Origin of the sequence: Dactylosporangium sp. NPDC000521 (genome assembly GCF_042898305.1) — a bacterium.
Classification (GTDB): Bacteria; Actinomycetota; Actinomycetes; order Mycobacteriales; family Micromonosporaceae; genus Dactylosporangium.
This window is the reverse complement of sequence record NZ_JBIAYW010000045.1, coordinates 1-17,377: the sequence shown is the minus strand read 5'-3', so window position 1 is coordinate 17,377 and position 17,377 is coordinate 1. Positions and strand designations below refer to the sequence as shown.

General features: G+C 71.5%; 14 protein-coding genes and 1 pseudogene. 11 read left to right on the top strand and 4 right to left on the bottom strand.

Translation table 11 applies throughout. The features are described from left to right. The first annotated feature begins 29 nt into the window (after positions 1-29). From ACFY3L_RS53660 to ACFY3L_RS53645, 4 genes are all read left to right on the top strand, one after another. Complete coding sequence (locus tag ACFY3L_RS53660; protein ID WP_389343451.1) at positions 30-1,097, top strand: sensor histidine kinase; 1,068 nt, start codon at positions 30-32, stop codon at positions 1,095-1,097. Positions 1,098-1,726: 629 nt separating this feature from the next. Continuing rightward, a complete protein-coding gene (locus ACFY3L_RS53655) occupies positions 1,727-2,389 on the top strand; it encodes a response regulator (protein WP_389343448.1) in 663 nt (220 codons plus the stop codon). Positions 2,390-2,410: 21 nt separating this feature from the next. Beyond that, the gene (locus ACFY3L_RS53650) at positions 2,411-3,217 is read left to right on the top strand and encodes a HEAT repeat domain-containing protein (protein WP_389343445.1); all 807 of its coding nucleotides are present in this window, start codon (positions 2,411-2,413) and stop codon (positions 3,215-3,217) included. Positions 3,218-3,274: 57 nt separating this feature from the next. After that, on the top strand, positions 3,275-4,489 hold the full coding sequence (locus ACFY3L_RS53645; RefSeq protein WP_389343442.1) for an MFS transporter: 1,215 nt from the start codon (positions 3,275-3,277) through the stop codon (positions 4,487-4,489). Positions 4,490-4,704: 215 nt separating this feature from the next. Here the strand turns inward: ACFY3L_RS53645 and ACFY3L_RS53640 are convergent. From ACFY3L_RS53640 to ACFY3L_RS53630, 3 genes and pseudogenes are all read right to left on the bottom strand, one after another. Further along, a pseudogene (locus ACFY3L_RS53640) lies at positions 4,705-4,931 on the bottom strand (IS6 family transposase); the annotation flags it as partial. Between the two features lie 14 nt (positions 4,932-4,945). Continuing rightward, complete coding sequence (locus ACFY3L_RS53635) at positions 4,946-5,365, bottom strand: hypothetical protein (protein ID WP_389343439.1); 420 nt, start codon at positions 5,363-5,365, stop codon at positions 4,946-4,948. A gap of 41 nt (positions 5,366-5,406) precedes the next feature. Continuing rightward, positions 5,407-8,481: a BTAD domain-containing putative transcriptional regulator gene (locus ACFY3L_RS53630; RefSeq protein ID WP_389343436.1), complete on the bottom strand. Its 3,075-nt coding sequence runs from the start codon at positions 8,479-8,481 to the stop codon at positions 5,407-5,409. Between the two features lie 512 nt (positions 8,482-8,993). On the opposite strand from ACFY3L_RS53630, the gene ACFY3L_RS53625 reads away from it, so the two are divergent. The 3 genes from ACFY3L_RS53625 to ACFY3L_RS53615 all read left to right on the top strand — a co-directional run bounded on the left by ACFY3L_RS53625 (position 8,994) and on the right by ACFY3L_RS53615 (position 13,415). Beyond that, complete coding sequence (locus tag ACFY3L_RS53625; RefSeq protein ID WP_389343433.1) at positions 8,994-10,436, top strand: phenylacetate--CoA ligase family protein; 1,443 nt, start codon at positions 8,994-8,996, stop codon at positions 10,434-10,436. An 85-nt stretch (positions 10,437-10,521) separates the two neighbouring features. Continuing rightward, a complete protein-coding gene (locus ACFY3L_RS53620) occupies positions 10,522-11,472 on the top strand; it encodes a hypothetical protein (protein WP_389343430.1) in 951 nt (316 codons plus the stop codon). An 86-nt stretch (positions 11,473-11,558) separates the two neighbouring features. Continuing rightward, positions 11,559-13,415 carry a BTAD domain-containing putative transcriptional regulator gene (locus ACFY3L_RS53615; protein ID WP_389343427.1) on the top strand — a complete coding sequence of 619 codons (1,857 nt, stop codon included), beginning with the start codon at positions 11,559-11,561 and terminating at the stop codon, positions 13,413-13,415. A gap of 192 nt (positions 13,416-13,607) precedes the next feature. Here ACFY3L_RS53615 and ACFY3L_RS53610 read toward each other — a convergent pair whose 3' ends face one another. Next, a complete protein-coding gene (locus ACFY3L_RS53610) occupies positions 13,608-14,177 on the bottom strand; it encodes a MauE/DoxX family redox-associated membrane protein (RefSeq protein ID WP_389343424.1) in 570 nt (189 codons plus the stop codon). A 137-nt stretch (positions 14,178-14,314) separates the two neighbouring features. On the opposite strand from ACFY3L_RS53610, the gene ACFY3L_RS53605 reads away from it, so the two are divergent. The 4 genes from ACFY3L_RS53605 to ACFY3L_RS53590 form a co-directional block, all read left to right on the top strand. Further along, positions 14,315-14,524 (top strand): hypothetical protein, encoded by a 210-nt coding sequence (locus ACFY3L_RS53605; RefSeq protein ID WP_389343421.1) that lies wholly within the window; start codon positions 14,315-14,317, stop codon positions 14,522-14,524. A 78-nt stretch (positions 14,525-14,602) separates the two neighbouring features. After that, positions 14,603-15,124 (top strand): TlpA family protein disulfide reductase, encoded by a 522-nt coding sequence (locus ACFY3L_RS53600; protein ID WP_389343418.1) that lies wholly within the window; start codon positions 14,603-14,605, stop codon positions 15,122-15,124. Continuing rightward, entirely contained in the window at positions 15,121-16,965 is a 1,845-nt protein-coding gene (locus ACFY3L_RS53595; RefSeq protein ID WP_389343415.1) for an ABC transporter ATP-binding protein, read from the top strand. Before ACFY3L_RS53600 ends, ACFY3L_RS53595 begins: the two co-directional genes overlap by 4 nt. Next, positions 16,962-17,377, top strand: a 416-nt coding sequence (locus tag ACFY3L_RS53590; protein ID WP_389343412.1) for a S26 family signal peptidase, incomplete at its 3' end; no start/stop codon positions are given. The genes ACFY3L_RS53595 and ACFY3L_RS53590, both read left to right, overlap by 4 nt.

The window sequence follows — 17,377 nt, the reverse complement described above, 5'->3', positions numbered from 1 at the left end:
CGGTCCGGGCGGCGATGACAATGACTGCCATGCGCATCCGGGCCGTGGACATCGTGATCACCGTCGCGGTCACCGCCGCCGGCGTGTATCCGGCGGCGCGGTGGGGCACGGCGCTGGACGTCGCGCTGGCCCTGCTGACCTCCGTGCCGCTGCTGTGGCGCCGGCAGGCCCCGATCCTCGTCGCCCTCGCCTGCGGCGTCGGCACCACCTGGCTCTCGGTCACCGACCACCTGTTCGACCAGCCCTGGGGCCAGCTCGTGGCCACCTACACCTGGGCCGAGCTCGCCACGCCCGCATGGCGGCTGTTCGCCGCCGCCGGCACCGCGGTCGGGGTCACCGTGTCCCTCATCGTGCCGCAGGAGAGCCCGCCGTCCTTCGGCTACGTCGGGATGATGTTCGTCGCCGCCTACGCGCTCGGCACCGGCATGCGCGCGCGCCGCGACCGGATCGCGTTCCTGGAGGAGCGCACGCTGCGCCTCACCGAGGAGCAGGCCGGCGCGGCCACCGCCGAGCGGGCGCGGATCGCCCGTGACATGCACGATGTCCTCGCCCACTCCGTCGGCCTGATGGTCGTGCAGGCCGAGGGCGGCGCGTCCGTCGTGCGCACCGACGCGGCCCGCGCCGAGGCGGCGTTCGACGCGATCGCCGGCACCGGCCGCGAGGCCCTGGTGCAGCTGCGCCACGCCCTCGGCGTCCTGCGCGACGAGCGCCCCGAGACACCCGGCCTCGACGCCGTCCCGTCGCTGGTCGAGCGCGCCCGCCGGACCGGCCTCGACGTCACCCTCACCCGCGACGCCGTCCCGCCCGTGCCCGCCCAGGTCGGCGCGACCGCGTTCCGGGTCGTGCAGGAGGCCCTAACCAACGCCGTGAAGCACGCCGGTGCGCGGCATGTCGCTGTGGTACTGGCCGCGGAAGGCCCGTCCTTACGCGTCCGGATCCGCGACGACGGCCGCGGCGGCACCCCGAAACCCGGCGGCCACGGCCTGGCCGGGATGGCGGAGCGGGTCGCGGCGGCGGGCGGCACCCTGCGGACCGGGCCCGTCGAGCAAGGCCCGGGTTTCGAGGTCTCCGCACTGCTGCCGGCCGTGTCCGGTTGACGCGCGTGCGCTCCATGGCCACGCCGGTCGCCGCGATCCGGCCCAGCACGTCCTCGCGCGGCCGCCGCCCCGGGCTCCGCGGTGAACGTCGTTCGCGGGTCCGCGCGGCACCGCGTCTTCCAGACCCGGACGGGTGGCGGCCTTCGGGCTGGGCGGCCTCACGCACCGGCGTGTGCCTCCTGCTGTTCGGCCGCCGGGCGGCCACTGCCGGCTGCGTCCTCGGCGGCATCGCCGGGTCTCGTGGCGATGGCCTGTCCGGATCGGCGCGCGGCGGCTGTGGAGCACGGCCCGGAGTCGGCGCGTGCCGGGGGCGGACCGGTTGACCTGCACGCCTTCCGTGCCAGCCGGCCGGCCGTGTGGGCCGGCACGTACGTGCTGTCCCGCCGGTCGGGTAGCGGCACGTCCGGCGGCGTGGCCGAGGCTGACCGTGATGGCTTGTCCAGGCTGGCCGTCCAGGCACTGCGGTGTCCGCGCTGCCGCCGCCCCGGGCAGGCTGACCAGCCGACGGTCCGTGCCGGCCGCCGGCCGGACTTCCGCGCCCGGCGGTGTGTGTGTCATGGTGCACTGCCCGCCGGGCGTCGCGGCCGCTGCCGGAGCCGGGCTGTGACGGCGCGGGTAGGTTGACGGCTGTGCTCAATGTCGTGGTCGCCGACGATCAGGCCCTCGTGCGTGACGGCCTGTGCATGATCCTGTCCTCCCAACCCGACATCACCGTCGTCGCGGAAGCCGCCGACGGCGTCGAGGCGGTCGCCGCCGCCCGCGCGCACCATCCCGACGTCGTCCTCATGGACGTGCGCATGCCCAACCTCGACGGCATCGGCGCCACCCGGGAGATCTGCGCCTGCTCACCCGCCACGCGCGTCCTCGTGCTCACCACGTTCGACCTCGACGAGTACGTCTACGACGCGCTGCGCGCCGGCGCCTCCGGCTTCCTGCTCAAGGACATGCACCGCACGGAGCTCGTCGCCGCCGTGCGGACCGTCGCCGCGGGGGAGTCCCTGCTCGCGCCGACCGTCACCCGCCGTCTCATCGCCGACGTCCTCCGGCAGCGGGCACCCGCCGTCGCGACGCTCGCCCCGCTCGCCGCCCTCACCCCGCGGGAGCTGGACACGCTGCGCCAGGTCGCCCGCGGCCTGTCCAACGCCGAGATCGCCGCGGAGCTGTTCGTCACCGAGCACACCGTCAAGACCCACGTCTCCAGCGTCCTGTCCAAGCTCGGCCTCCGCGACCGCGTCCAGGCCGTCGTCGTCGCCTACGAGTCCGGGCTGGTCCGCCCCGCCGCACCCCGGTGAGACCTGTGTACCGTGTGATCGGTGGATCTGCGTTCCGGCACCCTCGAAGACCGCGAGGAGCTGCTGTACGAGCTGCTCGACCGGGCAACCGACGACCCCGCCGCGGCCGAGGCGGTCCGCGCGGTCGTGCGGGACTACCGGGAATACCATCGCTCGCTGTACACCAGAGCCCTGAACCGCGCGGACGTCTTCGTCGACGCGTCGCTGCGCGAACCGCTCCTCGCGGCGCTCGCCGACACCCGCTTCAACTGCCAGGCGTGGGCGGCGATGGGCTGCGCGGCCGGAGGCTTCACCGAGGCGGTGCCGACGCTGCTGGAGCTGCTGGACGACCGCGACTGGAACGTCCGTGAGCAGGCCGTCCGCGCCCTGGGCCGGCTCGGCGACGCGTCCGTCGTGCCCGCGCTCGCGCCGCTGCTGCGCGACCCGCAGGAGCATCCTCGCCAGTACGCCGCCGACGCCCTCGCCGACATCGGCGGGCCCGAGGCCCTCGAGGCGCTGTGGCACGAACTGGAGCACCGGCGCTTCCCCCGGATCGGCTACATCGCCAGCAACCTCGCCCGCTTCGCGCCCGCCGTGCTGCCCCGCCTCGCGGAAGCCACCACGAGCCCCGACCCCAACGTCCGGTACTGGGCGGCGGTCGCGCTGGGCTCCACCGGCGACTCGTCCGCGGCCCCGATCCTCGAGCGCCTCATGGCGACCGACCACGCCGCCACGGTCTTCGACGGCCGCGTCGACGTCGCCGCGAAGAAGGCGCTCCGCACCCTGCGCCGCATCCAGGCCGCCGTGGCGGCCCGCTCCGCCGGCTCCGCCGATTCGGCTGCAAGCTGATTCCGCCACGGGTGAACCGCTCTTGATCGATGCCCGCGGGCGCGGTCGAGTGGGCGGATGAGCATCGGAGTCCGTTCGTCGCCGTACTGGCCCGTCGTCAGCCATCCGAAGCTCGGCCGGATCCTGCCCGGACTCGTCGTCTCGGCGCTCGGCGACGGCATGTCACTCGTCGCCGTCACCTGGCTCGCGTTGCAGCTCGCCCCGCAGGCGCACCGCGGCACCTGGGTGGCGGTGGCGGTGGCCGCGTACTCGCTGCCGAGCGCCGCCGGTGGAGTGCTCTTCGGGCGGTTCCTGCGGCACCGCGGCGGTGCGCAGCTCGCCGGGTGGAACGCGACCCTGCGGGCGGCCGCCCTCGGCGCGATCGCGGTCGCCGCCGCGCTCGGAAGTCTGGACCTGCCGCTGTACGTGGCGCTCCTCGCCCTCTCGTCCCTGCTGGCGGCGTGGGGATCGGCCGGGCACTACACGCTCATCGCCGAGATGCTGCCGCCCGCACACCACCTGCCGGCCAACGCCGTGCTCACCACGATCGCCAACGGCGCCACCATCGCCGGGCCACCGCTCGCCGGGCTGCTCATCGGCTGGACCAGCCCGGCGACGGTCATCGCGATCGACGCGGCCAGCTTCGCGGTGCTGGCGCTGAGCTACCGCCTGGCGGTGCCACCGGGCGCTCCTCCGGCGGACACCTCCTCCTCCGGGGCCGGGTTCGCGGCGCTCCGGCGCGACCGCACGCTGCTCGGCCTGCTCGCCCTGTCGTTCGCGTTCTTCCTCCTGTTCGGCCCGTTCTACGTCGCCATGCCGATCCACGTCGCCGCCGACCTGCACGGCTCGGCGACACTCCTGGGCGCCTACTACACCGCGTTCGGCGCCGGCGCGCTGCTCGGCGGCCTGCTCACCGGATACCTGCGGCGGCTGTCGCTGTGGCCGACCACGATCGGCATCGTCGTCGCCTTCGGCACCGCGATGCTGCCGCTCGGCCTCGACGTGCCGGCCCCCGTGGCGATCGGCAGCTTCGCGCTCGCCGGCGCGATCTGGGCGCCGTACATGGCGACGTCGATGGCGCTCTTCCAGCGCAGCACGCCCGCCGCCGACCTGCCGCAGGTCCTCGCCGCCAACGGCACGATCCTCGTCCTGGCCGTGCCGCTCGGCACGATGCTCGGGGGCCCGCTCGTCGCCCTCCTCGGCGCCCGCTCCACCCTGCTGGCGTGCGCGACCGCGACGATCGCCCTCGGCGTTTCTGTCATCGTGTACCTTCCGTGGAAGCCCCGGCTCTAGCCGTGGGGAGGAAATGGAACCCCTGCGGAGCAGGTCAGAGGTAGCTCATTCGTCGTCGGGCGCCGTTGCGTTGTCTGATCGGATGGCGCAGCGGGCTCGGTGTCTCCGGCTGTGTCAGATGGCGCCGGCGAGTTCGGTGAACGCTGCGGCGACGCGGAGCCCGCGTGGGGCGTCGAGTCCGAGTTCGTAGTGGCCGCGGCGGAGGTTCTGCATGACCACCTGTCAGCGGGTGCATGCCGGCAGAACCGGGCCGCGTCGGCCAGCAGCGGGGCGAAGCGTTGCACTCACCGGAAGACGGTGACGTGATCGGCCTCGACACCCCGCTCGATCAAAGCTCCTCGACGTCGCGGTAGGACGGGTTGTACCGCAGGTACAGCCGGACCGCGACCACGATCACGTCGGGCGGGAACCGGAACCCGGCGAACGCCGACCGAGGTGGCAGGGACGGACGCAGACTTACGGCGCTTGGACGAGGTTGATCTCGCGGTACACGAGGTTGTCGATCGCGTCGCGGAATGCCGCGAAGTCGGTGACTGGTTCCATCGGCTCGTCGTCGAGGGCGAAGTCGCGGCGAACGGCACGGATCTGGCTCTTGAGGTCTTCGGCGTCGATCGAATTGTCCAGACCAGCCTCAATGTCGTCGAGGAGCAGTGTGGCGTCCTCGCGACTCGCGTTCTTCGGGTAATCGAGCAGGAAGGAGCGCTTGAGGCGCTTCACTTTCGCGCTGGTCTTCTCGCCCGGGTTCCACAGATGTGAGCTGGGACAAGCCATGTTTTCACAGCTCAGCGCGCATCTTCGCCACCTGGATCCGACTTGCATCTGTGGAACCCGGGTTGTGGCGAGCACCGTGCCGAGCAGGTCGTAGCGGGCGCACACCGGAGGTGTCCGTCTTCACGGACAGCCGGGAGCCTGCTCAATCAGTCGATCGTGAAAGGGGAGACTCCCGCCAGGATGTGCAGGGCTTGTTGTTGGTACGGCACGTACTCGGCCTGCTGGGCAAGAGGGACAGCCTGCTCTGCGTGTTTGTAGGCCAAGTCGTGGTGCCCCTGTCGGTGGTAGAGCTCAGCGAGGCTGACGAGTGCCGCGACCGTTGCCTGTCGGCTGTCCGCGCGCTGACCGAGTCTGAGCGAACGCTGGTAATAGCTCATGGCGAGCCGGTCGTTGCCGAGGCGTGCGCGAATGGTGCCGAGCGTGTGCAGGGCGAGTGCTTCGGCGTGGAGATCGCCGATGGGGCGCACCGCAGCCAGAGCGGCGCGGGCGTGGACGAGTGCCTCCGCGGTGCGTTTCGACAGCAGTTCGACCATCGCCAGCTCGCGGACCGCCTTGGCCTCACCCTCGACATCGCTGAGTTGCCGGTAGATCTCGCCGGCCTCGGCGAGACCCGCCCGCGCCCGTATCAGGTCGCCTCGATGCCGCGCTACGACGCCGAGGTTGATCAGCGCCGACGCCGCTCCGCGCCGTGTCGCGGCCTGGCGGTGCAGTCGCAGGGATTCGTTCAGCCGGGCTTCGGCACCGGCAAGCCGGCCGCGCAGGATGTCGATGGTGCCGAGATTGTTGAGGGCGATCGCCGTGCTCGACACGTTGCCCAGGCTTCGGTTGAGTCTCAGCGACAGCGTCAGATGCGCGATGGCCTGCGTGGTCTGCCCCCGGTACGAGTGGCATACGCCGAGCGCGAGCAGGGCGGAGGCCCGCAGTTCGCGCCAGCCGATCTGGGCCGCGAGCTCGGTTGCCCGCGTGCAATGGTCGATGGCTGAACCGAAGTCCCCGATGCAGTTGTAGGCCAGCCCCAGGCTGTGGTGTGCTGCCGCTTGCGCCTGAACGTTGGCGTGGGCGGTGGCGGCGGTCAGAGCCTCGCGGGCAACGTTGAGCCAGGCGGTGGTGTCGCGGCAGGACATGAACTGGCCGCGCAGCGTCGACGACAGCAGCCACGTCACCTCGGGTGAAGCGGTTCCGGCGGCGTCGGTAGCCACCATGACCAGATTGCGATGCTCTGCCGCTAGCCATTGGACCGCGGCAGGGCCGTCAATCTGGTCGTTTTCGCCGATCGTTACCGGGAGCCGCACCAGCTGCGGATAGAGCGCCCGAGCGGCCGCTTCGGTCTTGCGCAGGTACCAGCCCTGCACGCGCGCAACCGCTGCGACGCGCTCCTCCGGGGAATCCAGTGCGGACAGCCGCCCCGCGTATTCCCGCACCAGGTCATGCATGGTGTAGCGGTCGTCGCCGAGCGCCTCGGCAAGGTGAGCATCTTCGATACGGCGCAATGCATCTTGGACATCTGCTGCCGGTAAGGCCATGAGTGCTGCCACGGCGTTGGCGGTGAAATCCCGGACGGGGAGCAGGTACAGCGCGCGAAAGACCTGTTGCAGGTGCGGGTCCAGCACTGCGTAGGAGGAGTCGAAGGCTGCGTCAATGGCGGACTGTGGGTCGTCGTGGATTTTCAAAGTGGTCAGCCGGCTGCTGGCGTACAGCCGCTCCACGAGGTCGGCAATCGGCGATTTGGACTGGCGGTTGATGGTTGCCGCGGCGATGCGCAACGCGAGTGGCAGCGTGCCGCACAGGCGGGCGAGTTCCTGGGCGGACGGTTCCTCGGCGGCAACGCGAGCGGGGTCGAGGAGTCGGGCCAGGAGCGTCATCGCGTGATCCTGGCTCAGCGCCGGCAGGTCGATCTGTTGGACTCCTTCCCGGGCGACGAGGCCGGCGAGGCGTTCACGGCTGGTCACGATGACGCAGGTGGTGGGGCTGCCGGGTAGCAGTGGCCGTACCTGGTCGGCGGAGATGGCATTGTCAAGCAGCAGCAGCACCCGCTTGTTCGCCACCGCGGACCGGAACAGGCCGGTCGCCCGATGCTGGTCGGGGGGCACCCGATGCGGGGACATCCCGAGGGATTCCAGGAGGTGTGTCAGGGCCTCAAGCGGCGGCATGGGCGATCCGGGGCCGTGGCCCCGGAGGTCGACGTACAGCTGGCCATCTGGGAAGGCATGGCTGACGCGGTGTGCCCAGTGCACCGTGAGCGCGGTTTTGCCGAGCCCTGGCATGCCGCAGATGACGGCCATCCTCATAGCGCTGTAGAGGAGGCGGTCGAGCGCGTCCAGCTCAGGTTCGCGTCCGACGAAGCCAGGCACGTCTGGTGGCAGTTGCTGCGGATGCGGGGTCGCATCCTGCCGCTCGGCGACGGGGGACACGTCGTTCGCCGGCATGCCTTCTGTACGGATCGTGGTCGGGCCGTGGACGCGGACTGTCCGGGGCAGGTCTCCGTGCAGGATCCGACGGTGCAGGGCTTGGATCTCTGCGGTCGGCTCCACACCGATGTCGCCGGACAGCCGCTTGTGTAATTGGCGGTACGCGGCGAGCGCCTCGGCCTTGCGGCCGGCGTGATACAGCGCGGTCATGAGCTGCCCCCAGGGCCTCTCACGCAGGGGATCGACGGCGATGTGGTCCCGTAACCGGTCGATGATCTCGCTGTGACGGTCGGCCTGCAGGTAGAGGTCGGCGATCTCCTCGACCAGGGTGAGCCGCCGGTCCTCAAGGCGGGTTCGGCTGGACAGCAGCGTCCCGTTGACGGGAAGATCCTGGAAAGGGACGCCCCGCCACAAGGCGAGCGCATTTTCGAACGCTTCCAGTGCCCCCGCCCCGTCGTTCCCGTGCAGCTTCGCGTATCCCTCGTGTGACATCCGATCGAACAGGGCGGTATCCACGATGTCGTTGTCGACGAGGAGCCGGTAACCGCGGGTTCCACCCACGACGCGGCTGCCGGCGGTGCCGGGACGACCCAGGATCCGGCGTAGCGACCACACGTACGTCCTGATGTTGCTGGCTGCGGACTTCGGCGGCTGCACCGGCCACAGCTCTTCGATGATCTGGTCCGTCGAGAAGACGGTCCCGGGATTGGTCAGCAGGAGCGCCAGCAGATGCACCTGCAGCGGGGGACCAAGAGCGACAGGTTCGTGGGCGGCGGACCGCACCTCGACAGGGCCAAGCACGAAATACTCCACCACAGCTCCTTTGCCAAGGCGCATGCCGGCTTCGAGGCATCGATGATATAGACGGTGCGAAATGCCGGCTTCGTTCAGTCGCGGAGTTGCCGCGGCGTTCCGCAGGCCACGCCGGACCTGACTGCGCTGGACCCGCGATGTCTTCGTCCTGAGCCGGAGCCGCTCAAACGGTGTGCCGCCTGATCAACAGGACTCCGCTTCGATGCTGCCGCCTGCCCGCTCACGCACGACTTCGAGTCTGCCATGTATTCGCCGTAGCCGTTTCATGTACGCAGGCCGACTACTGTCCTTGATCATCGATCCCACCTGATGGAGGAGGACCAAATGTCCCGGTTCGTCTGCACGGTCAAGCACACCAAGTACGTCATCGGCGCCATGGCCGGCGTGTTCTTCGCGACCTGTAGCGCCTCCTGACCCGATGCCGGGCCGGGACGGTGCCCCTTTCACCGGTCCCGGCCCGGTTCCGTCGCTGTGGCCTGCCGCCACAGCACCCGTCGATCGGTGGAGGGTGGATGTTCACGACCGCAGTCCGGCAGATGAGGGTGGCCTTCTCCACCGTGCTCGGCCGTCCCTTCTCGGTTCGGGTGGTCCAGCGCCTGGTCCAGGACGCGCTGGCGACGTTGGAGGAGTTCGGCTCGCCGGGCGATGACGTCGGCCAGCTGATCGACGGACCGTACGCGGATGTCGGGATGCGCACGGCACTGCAGACCCGTGCGCTGCAGCGGACCGCGCGGCATCTCACCGCCCGCTCGTCCTTCTACCGGGACCGGTTCAGTGCCGCCGGCGTCGACCCGGCCCGCCTCACCCCGGACACGCTGCTCCAGCTGCCGCTGATGACGCGGGCCGACCTGGTGTCGCGGCAGCGGGATCTGCTGTGCGGGCGCCCGTTCCTGTCCACCCGCAGCACCGGCACCACCGGTGTGCCGGTCGAGGTGTGGCTGTCCCGGCACGAGATCACGCTGTGGCCGTCGCTCATCGCGCTGTCCCTGGTGTTGCGCGGCGAGATCACCCCCGACGACCATGTCCAGCTCAGCCTCAGCTCCCGGGCGACCGCGGCGGTCCAGGAAGACGTCGAAATGTGCGGCCTGGTGGGCGCCGAGTGCAGCGTCATCGGCCTGGTGCCACCGGACGAGACGCTCGAGCGGTTGTGCGGATCCGTCACCGTGCTCAACACGTACCCGAGCTATCTCGGCGCGCTCGTCACCGCGGCGCGCGACCGCGGCCTGGGCCCGGCGGACTTCGCGCTGCACACCATCAACGCCGGCGGCGAGCTGATGTCGTCGGCGCTGGTCGCGGCGGCGGAGTCGACGTTCGGTGCGCGTGTCAACGACGCGTACGGCGCGACCGAGGTGCTGCCGGTCGGTGGGCGGTTCTGCGCGCACCGGCATCTGCACCCGGACCCGAACATGGGCTATGCGGAGGTGATCGACCTCTCGACCGGAACGCCGGCCGCCCCCGGTCAGCTCGGGACGCTCGTGGTCACTCCGTATCACCCGTACCGCGAATGCATGCCGGTGCTCCGGTACGACACCCGTGACCTGGTTCGCGTTCCGTCCGCTGATGAGCCGCCCTGCGAGCTGGCCGCCATCCCCGCTGTGTCGCACATTCTCGGCAAGGCGCGCGATCTGCTGACCACCGCATCCGGCCCGGTCACGCCGCGCGACCTGGTGGAGGTGATGGACGGCCTGCCGGGCGCCCGCTGGCCGGTGCGGTTCGCCGCGGCACAGGCGGGCGCGCGGGTGCGGGTCACCGTGCCGGCCGATCACGCGGGCGGCCTGTCCGGCAGCGAGATCGCCGACCGGTTCGCCGGGCACGGCATCGACGCTGAGGTAGCGGTGACGGCGATGACGGAGGCCGATGCTCAGCGACTCCGGCCGCTGCGGTGCGACCTGCTGGAACACACCTTCACCCGGTCCGAACGTCGCGCCCCTGTGCTGGTGGGGGATCCGGCATGAGCGGGCCGCAGCGAAGCGGAGTGACCGCGAATCAGCATGGCAGGTTGAGCTCAGGCCGACGCCGTAGCGAAGCGGAGGGGGCGGCATGAGCCAGCCGGTGTTCTTCGTCGTCGTGACGCTGTTCCTCGCATCGTTCGCGCCGCTCGCGGCGGCTGGCTACTTCCGATGGGTACGGCTGTCCCGACCGGCCATCGGTGTCTTCGACATCGGCGATGTGTTCGCGATGATGGGCTTCGTGGTGGTGCTGCCCTTCGTGTATCTGGCGCTGCCCGGGTGGGCCTTGCCCACGGTGCTCGGGCTCGTCTTCGCCGCCGGCCTCGGCATCGGCTACGAGCCGGTGGTGACGCACGGGTGGTGGCGGCGGGGGCTGATCCTCAGCCTTCTGGGCGTGGACCTGGCGGCCTGGGCGGCGTGGCGCGCCGGCGCGGCACCGACCTGGTTCACCGCCGTGAACAGCGTGGTCGTGATGCTGATCGCGGTGTCCGCGGCCAACCTGTCCGCTCAGGGTGGGTTGAAGCTGCGTCATGCGGCGTGGTTCACGCTCGGCCTCGCTGTGTATGACCTCACCTTCGCCACGGCGATCCCCATCACCCAGAAACTCGCCGAGGCGATCCAGGGCTACCCCTACGCGCCGTCAGCCGGACTGCGCGTCGGCGAACTGAGCGCGGTGATCGGCATGGGAGACCTGCTGGCCTACGCGCTCTACGGCGCCACCGCGTACAAAGCGTACGGCCGGACCGGCCTGCGGGCGAGCGTGGCGATCGTCGCGGTCTTCGGCGCACTGCTCCCGACATTGTCCCCGCTGGCCATCGAAGCGATCACCGGACGCCAACCATCGCTGATCCCGGCCCAGGTGTTCTTCGGGCCGGCGGCGTTCGTCGGCTACCTCGTCCTGCGTCGCCTCGGCGCCGAACGCCGCATGGTGGACGTCCTCGGCAACCGCCCGTTCTCGTCACGTCCCCACGTCGCTTCCGGTCATGGCGGACCGATCCGGTCCTTCGGATCAAGGCTGGAGGACCCCAAACGTCCTCGATAGCGCCTCTACCGGCGACCTGGCTCGTTACGGCCAGTCCCGCCGTAGATCGTGAAGGCGTGGCGGAAACGGCTCGGGGGAGGCCAATGATGCTGTGGCGGATTCTCGGTTCACTCGAAACCCACGGGGCCAGCGGGCCGGTCGTCCTGCGGGCGCGCAAGCAGCGTCTCCTGCTCGGCGTCCTGCTGCTGCATCCCAATACACCGCTGCCGATGTCGTTGCTGATCGAGTGCCTGTGGGACGGCGGGGCACCACGGTCCGCGCGGGCGAACCTGCACTCGTACGTCGCCCAGCTGCGCCGCACTCCGACGATGGGCGACCGGCTTGCCAGCACACCCGACGGGTACCTGCTGCGGGTGGAGCCAGACGAGCTGGACACCGAGGTGTTCGAGCGACTCGTTGCGGAAGGTCAGCGTGTGTCGGCCGTCGACGGTGCGGAGGTGGCCATCGAGCGGCTCGGCCAGGCGTTGGCGCTGTGGCGTGGCGACGTGCTGGCCGGTATCGAGCTGCCGGCACCGCTGCGGCCGCTGGTGACCCGGTTGCACGAGTTGCGCCTCACCACGACGGAGGACTGGATCGACGCGTTGCTGCGGGCCGACTACCACGCCGACGTGGTCGCCGAGCTGATGCGGAACACCGAGGTGCATCCATTGCGTGAGCGGTTCCAGGCGCAGTTGATGCTGGCGCTGCACCGCAGTGGCCGCACCTCGGAGGCGCTGGCGACGTTCCGGCGGTTCCGGCTGCGGCTCGTCGACGAGCTGGGGGTCGAGCCGGCTCCCGCGCTCCAGCGTCTGCACCGGCGGATCCTGGCGGCTGATCCGACCTTGCAGGGGCATCGCGCGCCGCCACCGCCCGAAGCCGGATTCGTGTCGCAGCCGAGGCCCGAGTTCCCGCCAACCGCCGGCGTCGTGCCCCGCACCCTGCCACCCGACGTGCCCAACATGGTCGGCCGCGACGATCTACTGCGCGAACTCGACGGATTGCTGCCGGACGCCGCCGACGCGAGCGGTCCCGGCCCGCTGGTGGTCCTGGTCGGCATCGCCGGCGCCGGCAAGACCGCACTGGCAGTGCGTTGGGCCCATCGCGTCGCCGCACGGTTCCCCGACGGCCAGCTCCACGTTAACCTGCTCGGCTGGTCGGCCGGCAGCCCGCTCACGCCACTGGCCGCGCTGACCCGGTGTCTGCGGGCGCTCGGCGTGCCGGCCGTGCAGATCCCGGTCGACGTCGACGACGCCATGGCCAGGTACCGCACGTTCTTGGCTGACCGGAGCCTGCTGCTCGTGCTCGACAACGCCAGCAGCGCCGAGCAGGTGCGGCCGCTGCTAGCGGCGGGCGAGCGCTGCATGACGGTGGTGACCAGTCGGGACCAGCTCACCGGGCTGGTGGCGGTCAACCACGCACGCCGGCTGACCGTGCCGCCGCTCACCCACGACGCTGCGGTCACCCTGTTGCGCGGCGTGCTCGGTCGACGGCTGGCCGGCGCCGACGCGGTCGCGCTGGCCGACCTCGCGGAGGCCTGCGGGCGACTGCCGCTCGCCCTGCGCATCGCCGCGGCCAAGTGTGCGGAGCGGCCGGACGACGAGCTCGCCGCCTACATCTCGGCGTTCACCGCGCACGGCCGGCTCGGCGAGCTCGACGTGGACGACGATCCGCAGGCGTCGGTACGGGCCGCGTTCGCAATGTCGTACCGGCAGCTGTCCCACCCGCACCGGGTACTGTTCCGCCGGCTCGGACTGGTGCCCGGTGACGACCTCACCGCCGAGACCGCGGCCGCCCTCATCGGTCCGGACGCCGATGCCGGCGACGCCACCGCGGCGCTCGACGCGCTCACCGCCGCGCACATGGTGCAACGGCACCACGGCCGGTACAGCCTGCACGACCTGCTGCGGGCGTACGCCTGCGATGAGGCCCGGCGCAGCGACGTCCGCCCGAACGGTCGGCTGTGATCGAGCGGCGGTGCCGGGTCTACCGCGCCGGTGCGGAGGGCGCGATCCCGCGCGACGCCGCTCTGCTCGCGCAGCGTGCGAGCTGCCGGCTGCTCTCCGGTGAGGCACAGCGTCATGGCCGAGGCCCATCTCGCTGTGGAGGTCATGCCGCAGCCGCGGTCGCCGCGCAGTCCGCGCTGGGCCGTTGTTCGTTCAGCGGGTGCCGGTTGGGCGCGCGGCACGCACCCGAACCGCTGGTGCTGGCCCGATCCGGGGCCGGGCAGGCCTGAACAGGAACATCAGGTCGTCCAGGCGGGTGACCGCCGCCGCGGACAGCACCGCGGCCGGCACTGCGAGCGCCAGCATCCGGCCGGTCACGTCGGCGGCACCGGCCGCGGCGAGGAGGGCACCGGCCCCGGCGCAAACAATGAGTGCCAGGTTCCGCACGACATGCCGGCGGCCGAACGGCGCTCCCGCTGTGCCGAAGCAACGGCAGATGGCAGGTATGCCACGACGCATGGCCACCGCGACCGCGGCGGTGAAGCCGCCGAGCAGGAGTATCGCGCCGGCGAAGCCGGCCAGCGGCCCGCGCACCATGGCGAGCACCACGGCGGTCTCGCCGGCCACCAGGGCGACCGCGACCGGCGGGGCCCACGCCGCGGGCAACACCTGCACCTGACGCACCGACGTGACGAACGCGCCCGGCGCACGCAGCTTCGACACCACGGCGATCGCGAACACCACACCGATCAGGCAGCGGGAATACAGCAAGAGCACCGACACGCCTACGAGCCTGCGTCAGGGCGGTGCCGCCGGTCAACGCCCCCGGCGCGCGCTGTGGCGGCGCTGTGGTGGCGCTATGGCGTGGCTTTCTAGAGTCGTGCACCACTCGGGAGATCCCGACGGACAGAGGAGTTCGCATGCGAGATCTGCTCAACACGGCCGCCGATCGGATGCTGGGGCGGTTCCTGCCGAAGGCCCGTGCCGGTGCCTGCGCCTGCTTCCCGGGCGACGGCTACTACCAGTACCGCTGCTACAACGGCCAGCTCAACCAGCGCCGGTGGTGTCAGTACAACTGCTCCTGCAGCGCTGTCAGCTGCGGCGGCTGGGTGAGCATCGGCGACTGTTGATCCACTGCCCGGCGACCGAACGCGGCGGTGCGGTGTGAAGCCGGCACCGCACCACCGCACCGCATGGAAGGAACCAACATGGACTACCTCGCCGTCGCCACCGTCGTCGCGCTGGTGAGCACCGCGTTCAACCTGCTGCTCACGTTCGGTGTGATCCGCAAGCTGCGTGAGCACGACACGCGGCTCGCCCCGCCGCCGGTGCCGGACTCCGGACCACCAACCGGATCCACGATCGCCCCGCTCACCGCCACCACCGTCGCCGGACGTCAGGTGTCCACTGTGGACGCTGATCGCGCCACCCTCGTCGGGTTCTTCACCCCGGGCTGCAAACCGTGCGCCGACAGCATTCCGGAGTTCCTCGACCGGCACGCCCGGACCGGGGTCGCCGCGGTCGCGGTCGTGGTCACCGACGTCGCCGGCAGCGGGCTCTACGCAGAGCGGCTGGCCGAAGTGGACGTCCTGATCGAGCCCGGCGGCGGCAGCTGGGCCACCGCGTTCCGGGTGAGCAGCTTCCCGACGCTGTGCCTGATCGACCGCGGCGGCGTGGTCCTCGGCAGCGGCAATGCCTTCACCGACCTTCCCATGCTCACCGCGGCGTGACCACCGTCGATATGACCACAGTGGACAACGTGCCGCTGCGGCGGATCCCCGGTCACCTGTGGGCGGCGCTGCGCCTCGGATGCGCGACGGCGCCGGTGGTCCTCGGCCTGTACGCGGTGCTGGCCGTCGTCGCCGGTGCCGTGCCTGTCGCGGGCGCGGCGCTGCTGCGGGCCGTCCTCGACGGCCTCGTCACCGGCCGCGGGGTGCTGCCGCCCGCAGCGGGACTCGTCGCGGCCGGCCTCGGAGCGGGGGTCCTGCCAGCTGTCCGGAGCCACCTGCACGGACGCCTGCTGCGGGCCGTGGGGGTGCGGGCGATGGATCGGCTGTACGCGGCGATGAACCGGATCACCGGCCTGGCGGTGATGGAGAACCCGGCGTTTCGCGACCGACTCCGGATGGCGCAGCAGTCCGGCCGATCCGGCCCGGGCCAACTCGTCGACGACACGCTCGGCGCGGTCGAGTCGATCATCACGCTCGGCGGCTTCCTCACGGCGCTGATCGCGCTGAACCCGTTGCTGGCGCTGCTCGCCGTCGCGGCGGCCGGCCCGGCCCTCCTGGCCCAGCTGCGGCTCAATCGGCGGCGCGCGGGCATGCTCTGGCGAGTCAGCGGTCGGGCCCGCCGTGAGGTCCACTACGCCGACCTGCTGACCAGCCTGTCCGCCGCGAAGGAACTGCGCATGTTCGGCCTCGGCGAGCTGTTCCGTAGCCGGATGCGGTATGAGATGGCCGCGGCCAATCGCGAGCATTCCAGGCACGACACCCGCGAGGTCCTCGTGCGGGGCGCGCTAGCGGTGGTCACCGCCGTGGTCGCCGGTGCCGGGCTGCTGTGGGCCATCACGGAGGCGGCGCGCGGCCGACTGTCCATCGGGGACATCTCGCTGTTGGTGGCGGCGCTCGCCGGGGTCCAGGCGGGCCTCGCAGGGCTCGTGGACCGGTTCGCATCCACGCACGAGAACGCGCTGCTGTTCGACCACTACCGGAAGCTGGTGAACGCCCGGCCGGACCTGCCGCTGCCGACCCGCCCGGCGACAGTCGAGCCGCTGCGCGACGCAATCGAGCTGCGTGACATCTGGTTCCGCTACGGACCCGACCAGCCCTGGGTGCTGCGCGGCGTCAACCTCAGCATCCCGAGAGGGCGGACCGTCGCGCTCGTGGGGCTCAACGGCGCAGGCAAGAGCACCGTCGTCAAGCTCCTCTGCCGGTTCTACGACCCGACGAAGGGCAGCATCACCTGGGACGGTCGCGACCTGCGCGACGTCGACGTCGCAGCCCTGCGCGAGCGGATCGGCGCGGTGTTCCAGGACTACATGGCCTACGAGCTGTCCGCCGCGGAGAACATCGGCGTCGGCAACGTCGCCGCGCTCACCGATCGACCCTGCATCGAGGCCGCCGCCGCGCGGGCGGGCATCCACGACACCCTTGCCGCCCTGCCGAACGGCTACGACACCATGCTCACCAACGCCTACTACGACGAGGCGGACCGAGCCGACCCGACGACTGGGATCGTGCTCTCCGGCGGCCAGTGGCAGCGGCTCGCGCTGGCCCGCGCGTTCCTGCGCGAGGACCGGGACCTGCTCGTGCTCGACGAGCCGACCGCCGGCCTCGACCCACAGGCGGAACACGAGGTGCGCGTCCGGCTCCGGCGGCACCGGGAGCGGCGCACCAGTGTGCTGATCTCGCACCGGCTCAACACCGTCCGCGACGCGGACCGCATCGTCGTGCTGGCCGACGGTGTGGTGGTCGAGGAGGGCACCCATGAGGACCTGCTCAACCGCGACGGCGGGTACGCCCGACTGTTCCGCTTGCAGGCCGGCGGCTACCAGCCGGTGGCCATCGTATGAGCGGGCCGGCGCGGCTGTTCGCCCGGGCCATCGGCGTGGTCCGGCAGCGGTGGCTGCTGGTCACCGTTGAGGGTGTCAGCATGGCACCGACGTATCTGCCCGGTGACCGTCTCCTCGTCCGGCGCACCACCCTCGCCGGTGTCCGCCGCGGCGCCGTCGTCCTCCTCACGTCCCCCGGCGCCGGCCTGGCCGGCGATCCGCCGTTCATGCTGAAGCGGGCTGCGGCACTGCCCGGCGACCCGGTGCCGGTGGGCATCCGGGTCGCCGAGACGGTGGTCCCATCCGACCGGCTCGTCGTGGGGGGGGGCCACCCCCCCCCCATCCCCGCCAAGCGGGCCCCCCGCGTCCACCCCCCCCGCGCCCGGGGGGGGGGGGGGCGCGCCCCAAGGGCCCAACCAACCCCGGCCCGGGC